The sequence below is a fragment of the Nitrospirota bacterium genome, from assembly GCA_004296885.1.
In the GTDB taxonomy this organism is placed as follows: domain Bacteria; phylum Nitrospirota; class Nitrospiria; order Nitrospirales; family Nitrospiraceae; genus SYGV01.
The window spans coordinates 90,610-103,290 of sequence record SCVN01000018.1 but is presented as its reverse complement, the minus strand read 5'-3'; the positions used below and the strand labels follow the sequence as shown (position 1 = coordinate 103,290).

The 12,681-nt window shown below is 62.6% G+C and carries 14 protein-coding genes; 9 read left to right on the top strand and 5 right to left on the bottom strand.

Annotation, left to right across the window (positions count from 1 at the left end; all coding sequences use genetic code 11):
• From EPO61_11415 to EPO61_11405, 3 genes are all read left to right on the top strand, one after another.
• The coding region (locus tag EPO61_11415; GenBank protein ID TAJ08043.1) for a hypothetical protein at positions 1 to 520 on the top strand (520 nt) is incomplete at its 5' end.
• Between the two features lie 164 nt (positions 521 to 684).
• Entirely contained in the window at positions 685 to 1,782 is a 1,098-nt protein-coding gene (locus EPO61_11410) for a tetratricopeptide repeat protein (protein ID TAJ08042.1), read from the top strand.
• A gap of 200 nt (positions 1,783 to 1,982) precedes the next feature.
• Positions 1,983 to 2,771, top strand: a complete 789-nt coding sequence (locus EPO61_11405; GenBank protein ID TAJ08041.1) for a response regulator — start codon at positions 1,983 to 1,985, stop codon at positions 2,769 to 2,771.
• Here EPO61_11405 and EPO61_11400 read toward each other — a convergent pair.
• Together EPO61_11400 and EPO61_11395 are read right to left on the bottom strand one after the other, a co-directional pair.
• A complete protein-coding gene (locus EPO61_11400) occupies positions 2,755 to 3,324 on the bottom strand; it encodes an adenylyl-sulfate kinase (GenBank protein TAJ08040.1) in 570 nt (189 codons plus the stop codon). The two genes, EPO61_11405 and EPO61_11400, sit on opposite strands and share 17 nt — an antisense overlap.
• Positions 3,325 to 3,657: 333 nt before the next feature.
• The gene (locus EPO61_11395; protein TAJ08039.1) at positions 3,658 to 4,746 is read right to left on the bottom strand and encodes an aminoglycoside phosphotransferase family protein; all 1,089 of its coding nucleotides are present in this window, start codon (positions 4,744 to 4,746) and stop codon (positions 3,658 to 3,660) included.
• 429 nt (positions 4,747 to 5,175) lie between these two features.
• On the opposite strand from EPO61_11395, the gene EPO61_11390 reads away from it, so the two are divergent.
• From EPO61_11390 to EPO61_11365, 6 genes are all read left to right on the top strand, one after another.
• Positions 5,176 to 5,715 carry an HPF/RaiA family ribosome-associated protein gene (locus EPO61_11390; GenBank protein ID TAJ08038.1) on the top strand — a complete coding sequence of 180 codons (540 nt, stop codon included), beginning with the start codon at positions 5,176 to 5,178 and terminating at the stop codon, positions 5,713 to 5,715.
• The gene (locus tag EPO61_11385) at positions 5,630 to 8,146 is read left to right on the top strand and encodes an ATP-binding protein (protein TAJ08037.1); all 2,517 of its coding nucleotides are present in this window, start codon (positions 5,630 to 5,632) and stop codon (positions 8,144 to 8,146) included. The genes EPO61_11390 and EPO61_11385 overlap by 86 nt, the downstream gene beginning before the upstream one ends.
• A gap of 143 nt (positions 8,147 to 8,289) precedes the next feature.
• Complete coding sequence (locus EPO61_11380) at positions 8,290 to 8,454, top strand: zinc ribbon domain-containing protein (GenBank protein ID TAJ08036.1); 165 nt, start codon at positions 8,290 to 8,292, stop codon at positions 8,452 to 8,454.
• Positions 8,455 to 8,865: 411 nt separating this feature from the next.
• On the top strand, positions 8,866 to 9,330 hold the full coding sequence (locus EPO61_11375; GenBank protein ID TAJ08035.1) for a hypothetical protein: 465 nt from the start codon (positions 8,866 to 8,868) through the stop codon (positions 9,328 to 9,330).
• Between the two features lie 66 nt (positions 9,331 to 9,396).
• Positions 9,397 to 9,786: a cytochrome c gene (locus EPO61_11370; GenBank protein ID TAJ08034.1), complete on the top strand. Its 390-nt coding sequence runs from the start codon at positions 9,397 to 9,399 to the stop codon at positions 9,784 to 9,786.
• Between the two features lie 12 nt (positions 9,787 to 9,798).
• Complete coding sequence (locus EPO61_11365; GenBank protein ID TAJ08033.1) at positions 9,799 to 10,302, top strand: hypothetical protein; 504 nt, start codon at positions 9,799 to 9,801, stop codon at positions 10,300 to 10,302.
• A gap of 45 nt (positions 10,303 to 10,347) precedes the next feature.
• On the opposite strand, the gene EPO61_11360 is transcribed toward EPO61_11365, so the two are convergent.
• From EPO61_11360 to amrS, 3 genes are all read right to left on the bottom strand, one after another.
• A complete protein-coding gene (locus EPO61_11360) occupies positions 10,348 to 10,965 on the bottom strand; it encodes an ABC transporter substrate-binding protein (GenBank protein TAJ08051.1) in 618 nt (205 codons plus the stop codon).
• A gap of 62 nt (positions 10,966 to 11,027) precedes the next feature.
• Entirely contained in the window at positions 11,028 to 11,474 is a 447-nt protein-coding gene (locus EPO61_11355) for a CBS domain-containing protein (protein TAJ08032.1), read from the bottom strand.
• Positions 11,475 to 11,541: 67 nt separating this feature from the next.
• Positions 11,542 to 12,612 carry an AmmeMemoRadiSam system radical SAM enzyme gene (amrS, locus tag EPO61_11350; GenBank protein ID TAJ08031.1) on the bottom strand — a complete coding sequence of 357 codons (1,071 nt, stop codon included), beginning with the start codon at positions 12,610 to 12,612 and terminating at the stop codon, positions 11,542 to 11,544.
• Positions 12,613 to 12,681: the final 69 nt, after the last annotated feature.

The following is a 12,681-nucleotide window of genomic DNA, read 5'->3' as shown; positions in this document are numbered from 1 at the left end:
CTGCTCGGTCGCCGCGATCCTCAAAGGCGTGCTGGATTTCCTGTCCAACGAATTGATGAAGGCCCGCATCACCGTGGTGACCGAGTATGCGGCGGACCTGCCCCCCTGCCGGTCCGATCCCACCCAACTGCACCAGGCCTTCTTGAACCTGATCATGAACGCCCTGCAGGCCATGGCGCAGGCGCACGGGCAGGGGACGTTGAGGGTGAAAGCGAGGCTTATTACCGACACGGAGACACGGGGACACGGTGAAGGGGTGACACGGGGAAGGGGCGATGGAGAGCGATGGATAGAAGTCAGGATTCAAGACGACGGGCCGGGGATTCCGCCCGAGCATCGGGCGAAACTGTTCGAGCCGTTCTTTACGACGAAACCGGTCGGAGAGGGGACCGGACTGGGACTCTGGACCGTGCACATGATCGTGACGACGCTGGGCGGGACGGTGACCTGCGAGTCCGAGATGGGTCAGGGCGCGACGTTCATCGTCCGGCTGCCGGCTACTGAAGAATTAAGAGATTGAGGGATTGCCAAGATTGCCATGATTGAGGATGGAGATGCTGCAGGCCGAACAACTCAGGCAGAGAACGAAACGGTTGGCCTTGGCGATTCTAGGACTGTCGTAGCGATGGGCGTCGCTTGTCGGGTCGGAGGCATGCGCAGGATGCTTCATAGAAAGGATCGCGCATGAAAAGCGGACGACACTCGGGCCTCGTTCACGGTGTAACGCTTCTGGCTCTTGGGCTCGTGGCGGCCGGCCTCTCCGCCTGTGCCACGACGCGCTTGGAATTCTCGGTGATGGTTCCCGCGGAGGTGAACCTGAAGGCGAAGGGCGTTCGGTCGCTGGCCGTCACGGCGGTCGATGGACCGGAGGATTCCGAAGACAAAATCTCGGCGCTCCTGACGGCGAAGCTGGCAGAAGGGCAATTTTTCACGGTGGTCGAACGCGAGAAGCTGCTGGCGCTGGAGCAGGAGCAGGCGCTCGGCATGTTGGGGGTCGTCGACGAACGGATGGCGGCCAAGGCGGGCAAGGCCTTGGGGGTCGATGCCCTCCTGGTGGGAACCGTGTCGGCCTATGCGGCCAAGACGGAACCCTATACCCGCACCGTGATGCAACGCCGGGATACCGGGCAAGTGCGAAAAAATTGTTACACCGTCGAGAAAGACGGCAAGAAGCAACAGCGGTGCAATGACATGCCGGTCTATGAGGAAGTCCCGGTCGAGGAGCATCATCACCGCCGAACGGGGACGGTGACGGCCTCGTACCGGGTGGTGGTGGCGGACACGGCGGCGGTCCTGACGGGCCGGGAAGAGTCCGCCAGTTATCTCTACGACACCGCCGCGGCCTCCGGACCGGACAAGGGAGAAAGCGAGATCCTCGGGCTGCTCACGGAGACCGTTGTCACCAGGTTCATCAACCAGATTCAGCCGCATCGGGTGACGGTGGCGCGGGAGTTTGAAAACGGCGGATGGTTGTTCGGCGACGCCGACATTAAGCGAGGGATCGACTATGTGAAGGCGGATCGTCTGGACGAGGCCGTGGCCCAATGGGAATCGGTCACCAAGCACGATCCGGAGAACCCTTCAGCCTGGTACGATTTGGGTATCGGATACGAACTCGGCAATCAATTCGACCGGGCGGAGCAGGCCTACCGGACGGCTGAACGGATCACGGCCAAGGACAGCTACATACAGGCGGTCGGAGGGGTCAGGAAAGCATCGGAGCGACACAAAAAGCTTCAGGAACAAATGGGCGCCCCTCCCGCAAAACCGGTGTCCCCGTGACCGGACCGTCGGGCCGATCATAATGGGGCTGAAGGAGACGGCGACCGGCGAGCTCGACGTGGCCGGGGCGCGACCGGTATCGTCCGGCTGCCGGTTTCTGAGGAATTGAATCATTGACGATTCAGAAGAATTGACGATTGCCAGGATTGACGGATTCCGACAATCCTGGCAATTCTGGCAATAATCCATGGAGGAAAAGCATGGCGACGATTCTGATTGCGAATGCGGATCACCGGTTTAGTCAGACGCTGAAGAACGTGTTGAGCGCCTATGGGCACGAGATCGTGATTGCGCGAACCGGCGAGGAGACGGTGCAACGCTTCGACGAGCGGCAGCCGGCCGTTGTGCTTCTGGACTTGGTGCTGCTGGGCCTGTCCGGACTCGACGCCCTGGCGAAGCTGAAAGCTCGTGATCCCCGCTTGCCGGTCGTGGTGGTGACGGGCGATGTCACCGCCGACGTCGAGAACCGCGCCCGCGAGATGGGCGTCCTCGACGTCCTGCGCAAGCGGCTCAAAATGGATGTGATCATGCAGGCCGTCAACCGCGCGTTGCAGGAAGTCGGCAAGCCGGCCAAGGCGGCTCCGGCTTCCGTGGCTCCGGCCGGCGTCGAGCCCAAGCCTGCGACGATTCTTATCGTGGACGACGAACGGGAGATTTGCGACCTCGTGGGCGAGTTCTTGCAACGGCGCGGATACCGGGTCAAGACCGCCTACGGCGGAGAGGCGGCGCTGGCGAGCGTGAAACAGGAACCGCCCGATCTCGTGCTGCTGGACATTTACATGCCGGATATCAACGGGGTGGAGGTGCTGCGGCGGCTGGTCAAGAACAAGTTTGCCGGCGGCGTCATCATGCTGACCGCCAGTCAGGAAGAGCCGCTGCTGAAGACGGCGCTGGACCTGGGCGCCTTCGACGTCCTGTCCAAGCCGGTGGACCTGGACCAAGTCGAGATGGCTGTCATGGTCAAGCTGATGCTCAACGCGCCGGACTGACGGCCCCGCCCTCTCCGGGTGGCGTCAGGAGCTGCCGCTCCCGCAACGAAGCCAGGATCAGATCGGCCGCCGCTTCCGGCGCGATCCGTGTCGTGTCGATGCGGAGGGCCGGGTCGAGCGGCGGTTCGTAAGGGTCCTGCAATCCCGGCACCGTCGCCGACTCCCCTGCCCGTCCTTTCCGATAGGTCCCTTTCCGATCCCGCTCCATGCACGTCTCCAACGGGCACTCGACCGACACTTCGATCACGTTGGGAATCAACGTGCGGGCGAAGTCCCGGTAGGCTCGCCGGTTCGCCGTGGCGTCGAAAATCACGGCCACGCCCTGGGCGGCCAGCCGGCTGCCCATGACGGCCAGGGCCCGGTAAAACAAGTCGCGTTCCTCGCGCGAGTAGGTCGGCGCAGGGGTTAATGTCTGGCGCAAGGCATCCGACTCCAGCACCTCCACACGAAGCCCCAATGTTTCCAGCTTCGGCTTCAGCACCGCGGCGATGGCGCTCTTTCCGGAAGCGGGAAGGCCGGTGAGCCAGACGGCGAACCCGGGCTTACGGGGCATGCGAATGGGGGGAGTGGTCCGACGGTGTGTGGCGCGAAAAGGAAAAGGCGTGGAAGCGGTGATTGCAGGACGCGCATTCGAAAAGATAGAGACAGAACAAGCCGAGCCACCGGTCGGTCGAGTGGCGCACGATCCGCCTCCCGTATCGGGCCCGGCAGATCGGGCAGCGGGTCGTGAGAATGGAGATGAGCTTCCGACAATCCATCATCGACGGTCCCGAGCGTTTCTCAGGCTGTAGTCCTACCGTACGAGCAACTACTACTACTCCGTTTTGAGATTGAAGTGAAGCATTTTTTTGCATGGTCGTCCACCCGCTCGTGCCTCGATCCGATCTCAGCGTGTGTAATACCGGTGCACGTCAGCCGGCTCGAACCGGTCGGCCGAGAGCACGTTTTGGACGAACGTGAAGATGCTGCGCCGTACCGAGAGGGACAGTTTCGGATACCAGAGCGGACTCGCGATCACGAGACCGCGAAACGCGAAAAAGGGCGCGGCGCATGCCGTGATCGCGCGGTCCCCGCTGGCCGTCTCATAATCCTCCCAGAACTGACGGAACAAGACCTCGAACGGCCCCTGCAACCGGCCCCATCGGCACAACGAAAAGAACAAATAGTTGATGGTCATCGCGGTCACGTCGTCGGCGGCCTCGCCCCACTCCCCCCGCGAGCGGTCTAGGACGCTGAAATCAGTCCCTTTGCGGAAGAGCACGTTCCAGGGATGAAAGTCTCCATGCACTTGCGCGAGCCGGCCGGCCTTGTGACGCAAGCGCCAGCGCCAGCGGTTGCAGCCCTCTTCGATTGACCGCAGCAAGTCTTCCGTGATGAAGCCGAACCGGCGGGGATAGCTGTCGGTCAGGCCCATGATGCATTCGCCGTGGCCGAGCAGTTCCCGGAGCCGCCGCCGGTAGAGGGGTGGGTCCCGACGTTTCGTGCGATGAATCACGGCCAGGTACCGAGCGAGGGCTCCGGCACGGTCCCGATCCCCTTTCGGCAGGCGACCGGTGCGGCTCAAACGTTCCAGGTCCTTCTGGTAGCCGGCCCCTTCGGCCCATGCCGTCAGGACGAAGAACTCCTCCGCCGGCGCCACCGAGAACAGGGCTCCGTCCGCGTCGAAGGCGCCGACGTCCAACGCCGGCACGTGACGCGGCAGTCGGCCGTAGGAGTCGTAATCCCAGAGCAGCGCCTGGGCTCGGTCGGCCATGTGTTCGTGGCCGAAGGGTCCCGGACGCATCGTCTCGATGACGACGCGCCTGGTCGCCAGCCCGTCGTGCACGGTCAGGCCGACGGGGGCTCCGTAGCCGTACTTCTTGCGCGCCGCGCCCGAGGTTTCTTTTCCGATGGGCCCGAACGCCAGCAACCGCGCCTTCGGTCCGAACCGTCGGCGCAGGTACGTTTCAAGCTTCTCCCGGTGCAAGATCGGCATGGGGACTGCGCGTTGTTAGCTATCAGCATTCAGCTATCAGCTTGCACAGAGAGAAGCAAGTCCTATTCCCCCCGTTCGGCCGCGAAAGCCGACGGCTGATAGCTGAAAGCTATCCCGACTGCCGCATTCGGCTTCACCCGGATTGACGCCAGTGAGGAATTATGCACCAGCTCAAAGGAATTGACGATTACCATGATTGCCAGGATCATCGGAATCCGTCAATCCTGGCAATTTTGACAATCACCCAATCGTGGCAATCGTCAATTCCGGCGATTTTGGCAATCGTTCATGATGCAATGGGCTGCACGGTTTTGTGGCATGGCCTTTGCGTTGCCTTTGCATTGGTGCTAGGGAGAGCCATGGCGGAAGTCTATACAATGCAACAGGGATTCGCTCACGTATCGGCCAATTATTATTGCAGGGGGACGTATGGATCTGCGCATTGAGAGCCGCAACATCGCGATGACGCCGCGATGGAAGACCGAAATCGAACAACGGGTGGCCGATCTGCAATCCGGTCACGAGGATGTGACCCATGCCCGGGTGACGCTGACCAAAAACAAACACCATAAGAAGCTCGACGATGTCGCCGAGGCGCTGGTCGTGATCACGCTGCCGGGGCGGCATACCTTCACGGCACGGAAGGAAGAAAAAACCTTTGAGGAAGCGATTCGGGCCGCCTTTGCCGCGGTGGCGATCGAGTTGCGGAAGTACCGCGAGAAACGAGCCTCGACCGACATCCGCGTGCCTCCCGTGCCGCTGCGCGGCGTGATCTGCAAACTCTTTCCGCGCGAGGGATATGGCTTCATTCTCCAAGAAGGCGGCGGCGAAGTCTATTTTCATCGGAATGCCGTGCATGGGTTCACCTTTGAGGAATTGAGCGATGGGCAAGAAGTCGCCTTCAACGTCGAGGCCGGTGACAAAGGTCCCCAAGCCACCACCGTCGAGCCGATCCCGTCCGTCGGGTAAGGGGCCTCCGGAGACGGCGGCGCGCGGCCTCTTGAAATTGCCGGTGTCCGCGCTGGCGCCCTCCGTGGACCTGTCGCGGCTCGGGTACAAGGACACGAGCGAACTGCCGCCGCTGGAGGAGCCGATCGGCCAGGCGCGGGCGGTGGAGGCCTTGGAATTCGGCCTGCGCATGCAGAGCCCGGGCTTCAACGTGTATGTGGCGGGGCCGATCGGCTCGGGCAAATGGTCGATGGCCAAAGACATGGTCAAGCGGCTGGCCCGCCTGGCGCCCCCGGCGCCGGACCTGTGCTACGTCAATAATTTTCAGGACCCGTCGAAGCCGCACTGCCTGTCGTTTCCGGCCGCCCAGGGCCGGACCTTCAAAGAAGCCATGACCGGCCTGATCGAGGGCCTGCGCCGCGACCTCCCCAAGATTTTCGAAGGCACCACCTACCTGGAAGCCAGAGCCAGGATCTACGAGGAAACCGAGGCCAAAAAAAAGACGCTCTTCCGGAACCTGACCGACCTGACTGAAGCCCGGGGCTTCGGATTCGAAGAGACGCCGGTCGGCTTCAGCCTCGTGCCGACGCGCGAGGGGCAGCCTATCTCGGAGGAGGCGATGGCCAAGCTCTCGGAGCAGGAGCGGGATGACATCGCCGAGAAGCGCAAAACGCTCGACAGCGAGATTCGCGAGTTCCACGTCCGCGTCCATGCGTTGGACCATGAAGCCGAGCAGCGCGTGCGGGACATGGATCGGGAGGTCGTCAAGAATGCGCTGATCGGCCGGTTCGAGACCTTCCGGCGGGCGTACGGCGGGCAGGCGGCGGTGCTCGACTATCTGGAGCGGGTGCACGAGGACATCCTGGGCACCTTTAAGGATTTTCTGCGCCAGGAGGCGCCGCCCATCCCCCTCCCCATCCCTGGACTCGTCGGGGGCCGTCCGCCGGACCTGACCCGCTATAGCGTGAACCTGATCGTGGAGCATGCAGCCGAGGGCGGCGCCCCGCTCGTGGACGAGTCCCACCCGACGTACGCCAACCTGGTGGGCAAGATCGAACGCAAGGCCCACTTGGGGGTGGTGTTCACGGACTTCACGGAGATCAAGGCCGGCGCCATCCTGCAGGCGTCCGGCGGCTATCTGATTTTAAGCGCGTTGGATCTGCTCCGGCAGCCTTTTGCCTGGGACGCGTTGAAGCGTGCCATCAAGACCCGGGAGGTCAAGATCGAAGATCCGGGCGAGTTCTTCGGGTTTTCGACCACCGGCCTGAGGCCGCAGCCGGTGCCGGTGGATGTCAAGGTCATCATGGTGGGGCCGCCGATCATTTATCACCTGTTGCAGGCCTATGAAGAGGATTTTCAGAAGATCTTTAAAGTGAAGGCGGACTTCGATGTCGACGTCGAGCGGGACGAGCGACAGGACCGATTGTACGGCCGCCTGGTGGCCAAGCTCTGCCGGGACGAGGGCCTGCCCCATTTCAGCGCCGAGGCCGTCGCGGAACTGATTCGAGAGGGCGCCCGGATGGCCGAGCGGTACGACCGGCTGTCCTTGCGCCTGAGCCTTCTGAGCGACGTGGTACGCGAAGCGGCGTTCTGGGCTACTCGCGCAGGCCGGACGGTGGTGTCGCGGGGCGATGTCGAAACCGCCGTGGCCAAGAAGCGGCACCGGGCAGACCTGCCGGAGCAGTGGGTCCAGGACGAGATCGAGGAAGGGACGCTCATGGTCGATCTCGCGGGGGCCGTGGTCGGTCAGGTGAACGGACTCTCCGTGCATCTGCTGGGCGACTATGCCTTCGGGCGTCCCTGCCGGATCACCGCCCGCACCTCCGTGGGCACCAAAGGGGTGCTCGACATCCAGCGGGAAGCCGAACTGGCCGGACACATTCACAGCAAGGGGGTGCTGACGTTGGCCGGATATTTGGCCGGGAAGTTTGCCGGAGCCCATCCCTTTGCGCTCACGGCGACGCTGACGTTCGAGCAGACCTACTCCGAGGTCGAGGGAGACAGTGCCGCGGTTGCCGAGCTGGCCGCGATCCTCTCCAGCCTGGCCGAAGTCCCGGTGCGCCAGTCCCTGGCGATCACGGGCTCGGTCAACCAACTTGGCGCGATCCAGCCGATCGGCGGCGTGAACGAAAAGATCGAGGGCTTCTTCGCGTCCTGCGACCGGCGCGGGTTGACCGGCGACCAGGGCGTGATCATTCCCGCCCGCAACACCAAACACTTGGGCCTGCGCCGCGATGTCGTGCAGGCCGTGGAGGCGGGCCGGTTCTCCATCTATGCCGTCCACACGGTGGAAGAAGCGCTGGAACTGTTGACCGGCTTGCCCGCCGGCACCCGCGGGCCGGACGGCCTCTATCCGGCCGATACGCTGTTCGGCAAAGCGGCGCAGCGTCTGGCGGAGATGGCCGAGATCGTGATGGCGTGGGGCGAGGGCCAAAAGGAATTGAACGATTAGACGGAATTGCCAAGATTGCCAGGACGAGAATCGCCGAGATTGAAGGATTGCCATGAGTACCGGACTCGGACAATGTTGGCAATCCTGGCAATCCCGGCGATTCCGACAATCCCTCAATCGTCAATGCTCTCAGGGGTGACGACGTGCCGATGTATGATTACAAGTGTCTCGATTGCGGCAAAGAGTCGCTGATCATCTTGACGTTGAAGGAACATGAGAGCGGCCCGGTTGTGTGTCCCTCTTGCGGCAGCAAGAAGCTGCAACAGCTCTATACGAGTTTCATCGCGCACACGACGAAGAAAAGCTGAGAAGCGTGCCAAGCCCCCTTGCGCCCCCCTCCAGATCACCACCCGCTCTTCTCGTTCCGTTGCCACAACAGGACACCCTTCAAGAACGGCGCATTCTGCTACAGGCCGAGAGATTCGGCCTGTGGTGCAAAGCGGCAGGCGACGCAGGGACAAGCAGACGGCCATCGGGCCGGCCCAGGTTGCAGGTCGGAAGTGCTCGGTAACTCCTTGTGCACAAAGGGAATCGGCACGCTCAGCCTCGGTCTGCTGCCTATCCTCTTGGACATTCGATTGTGAGCCGTTCATGGCATCGCAGTTGCACAGTTATCAAACCAAGATACATGTACAGCCACCAGGGTGCCGGCCCTTGGCGGTGAGCTGGCATGAGGCACTGACAGGTTGCGGTAGGTATTTCAGCCAAAGGAGGCCACTATGAAGGTCAAAGCTCAAGGGTTTACCTCACTCCTCGCGTCCATGGCGATCGCCATGATCGGCTCGACGGTTCCGAGCATGATCGGGCCGACCACGGCATTGGCGGCCGAGGCCCACAAAGTCGAAGTGGTGATCAAGGACAAGAGTTACAAGGTGACCGGCGCTTCGATGCCGGGGGAGTTGACGAGCATTACGATTCGGAACGAGGACACGATCGAACATGGGTTCACGTCACCCCTGCTCTTCGATGTGCCGGTACGGATGGACGGCGAAGGGGTCTACCTGGTGGGGAAAGGAGTCCGGGCCTATCACATTCGCCCGGGCAAGGCGATCACCCTCTACTTCACCAAGGGCAGCACCAAGGATGTGGAGACCCAGCGCATCCCCTTCTGGTGCGATATGCATCCGGAGATGAAGGGGGAAGTGTTCCTTGTCGAGACGAAGGGCGAGGTCGGCGGCGGCTGAGCTTCCCTCAAGGGTAGGGGCGGATAGACGCGGGCCGCGCGATGCCTATCGCGCGGCCCGCTATCCATGAAGAGGCTTGTCATGAAACGCTTCCTGGTACCGGTGCTGTTAATGGGGACGGGGTTCGGTTGGTGGGCGCTGGGGCCGCCCCTTCCCGTCCAGGCCCAAGACCTTGCCGGAGATGTCCATCGGGGAAAGAGTGTCTATGAACAGCAGTGCCAGCGCTGCCATGGAGCGGGCGGTTGGGGCGACGGGCCGGACGCGCTGGGGCTAAAAATTCCGCCCGCCAATTTCCATCGGTTCATCACCCAGATGAAGTCGGACGAGCAACTGTTCACGACGATCGAATTCGGGCTGGCTCTGAGTCCGATGCACGGCTGGCGGGGACGCCTCACCGACCAACAAATGGAAGACGTCATCGCCTACGTGCGGGTTCTGGCGCAACGGGGTCGGTGAGGAGGTCGGTCTATGGACGATACAGCGTCGGCGGTCCGTCTGCTCTCCGTGTCCGTCGCGAAACCGGACACGGTCAACCTCATTCTTGGCCAGGCGCATTTCCTCAAAACCGTGGACGATTTGCACGATGCGCTGATCGGGTCCGTTCCGGACATCGCGTTCGGGGTGGCGTTTTGCGAATCCTCAGGCCCCTGCCTGGTGCGCTGGAGCGGCAACGATCAGGAACTGATCGCTCTGGCCCAGCGCAACGCCAAGGCCATCGGGGCCGGGCACAGCTTCCTGATTCTCCTCCGTAACTGCTATCCGATCAACGTGCTCCCGGCGGTCTGGCAGGTGCCGGAGGTTTGCGGAATCTACTGCGCCACCGCCAATCCGGTCGAGGTGATCCTGGCCGAAACGAGCCGCGGTCGGGGAATTCTGGGCGTGGTGGACGGACAGAGCCCCCGTGGCATCGAACAGGAGCAGGACATTGCGGACCGGAAGGCGCAGTTGCGCCTGTTCGGATACAGAGGCTAGGGACGGGGCGCAAGGGCGCCGAAGACGCAGGCCCTTACCGCCGTTTCACGACGGATCCCGGCTCGATCGGTCCGAGCCCTTGGTTTTGGGCGCCGTGATGTCCTTCGACTTCTTACGCAGCTTCTCCACCAAGGCGGCGTAGGACTCGGCGCGGATAATCCGCTCGAACTGGCCGCGATAATTGCGGACCAAGCTGATGCCGTCCACGATGATGTCGTAGACGACCCAGTCTCCGGACTTCTCCATCAAGCGGTATTCCATCGGGTAGGAGGTCTTCTCCGAGAGCAGCTTGGTGCGGACCTCCGCATAGGCCCCCTCCAACCGTTCGCCCAAATACTGCACTTGCTCGCCGGCATAGCCCTCGATCTTGTCTGCATAGGCATCCGTCAAGAAAGATCGAAACAAGCCGACAAACTCCTCCCGTTCCGCCTCGTTCAGTTTGGTCCACTGGGCGGCCAGGGAACGCTTGCTCATTTCCTTGTCGTCGAACCGGCCCCAGATGACGGTTTCCAGCAGCTTGCGGCGTTCCTGGTGACGCGCCGGCTGCTTCATCTCCTTATCGGACAGGATGCGGATGACTTCGTCGATCGTGCCCCTGACCGCCTCGGTCGCCGAACCGGCTGCGCTGGCTGGAGCGGCATGGCCCAGCCACAAGGCCGTCATCGCAACGACGACGATCACCTGCCACATGTGCTTCCTCAGAGGGATGCGCCGCACGAGGTCGTTCACACTCCGGGAGCGAGGCCGTAGTTGAGGTAGCCGCGCAGGATGTCGCGTCGCGCGATGATCCCGATAAGTTTTCCCTCTGCATCCACGACCGGGACCCGAATCATCTGGCTGGCTCGGAACACGTGAATCAAGGTGCCCAACTCCGTTTCCGGCCGCACCGAATAGGGGTTGGGAGCCATGATGTCTCCGGCCGCCACTTGGCTCCATGCCTGGCCCTTCTCCAGCGACGCCAGCAGATCGTGCTCGCTGACGATGCCGATCAAGCGCTGCCGTTCATCCACAATGGGGACCGCGCCGAACCCCTCGATCATCTGCGATGCGAGCACGTCGGCCTTGGTCTGAAGGTGGCCGACCTGCACGTCCTTTTCCATGAACCGGACCACGGTCAGCCGGCTGAAGTCGGCCAGTTGCCGGTCCTGGATGCCTTTGTTCTGCTTTGTCATCGTGTCCTCCCCTCAGCGAGCGTTACGGTGCGGGCGTGACCGCACCTCCAAATGTTTCCCCACCTTATCATCTCCCTCGCCACACGCCGGCCAGTGGTTGCCGACAGGCAGGGCATGCGGAGTCCTTCAACCGATTCTCGACCAGCGTGAGTCCGGCCCGACGGATCACCACGGCCCGGCAGTTGGGGCAGGAGGTGTCTTCGCCTCCCTCCTCGCTCACGTTGCCAAGGTACACGAATTTGAGGCCCGCCTCGAGCCCGATCTGCCTGGCGGCCCGGAGCGTCTCCAGCGGGGTGCTCGGGACATCCGCCATCTTGTAGGTCGGAAAGAAGCGGCTGAGGTGCCAGGGGACGTCCTCACCGAGGTCCGCCTTGATAAATCCGGCCAGGTCCCGCAACTCCTGCGCCGCGTCGTTTCGCCCCGGGATCAACAAGGTCGTCAGCTCAATCCAGACCCCCAGTTGCTTGTAGAGCCGGATCGCCTCCAGGATCGGCTGGAGCGCCGCGCCGCACACCCGCCGATAATAGCTGTCGCGGAAGCTCTTGAGGTCGATATTGGCCGCGTCCAGATAGGGGGCGATCATGCGCAGCGCGTCCGGCATGATAAAGCCGTTGGTCACGAACAGGTTCTTCAGACCCGCGGCCTTGGCGGCTTTCGCGGTTTCCAGGGCCAACTCGAAGAAGATCGTGGGTTCGGTGTAGGTGTAGGCCACGCTCGCGCACCGGTTCGCCAGGGCTTTGGCCACAACCGCGTCCGGCGACGTGAGCTGGGACGTTTCCATGTCCGGGGGCTGTTCGGCCAGGGGCAGGCAGGCAAAATCCCCCGTTTCGGCCGGTTGGCCCTTGGGACTCTGCGAGATCTCCCAGTTTACGCAGAACAGGCAACGGAGGTTGCAGCCGACGGTGGCGATCGAATAAGCCTGCGAGCCGGGGAGAAAATGGAAGAGCGGCTTCTTCTCGATCGGATCGATCTCCTGGGCGATCGTGCGGTCGCCGACCAGCGTGTAGAGCCTGCCGTCGCGATTGATCCGCACCCCGCAGGCCCCGCGATGTCCCGGCGCCACCTTGCACAGGTGGGGACAGAGGGTGCATCGGACCCGTTGGCGCTCCTCCCTCTCAAAGAACAACGCTTCCCGCATCACAACCCCCGAAACGATGAACGCTGAACGAAAGTTTTAAATTTTGAATTCTTAATGGTGAGTTCCCAA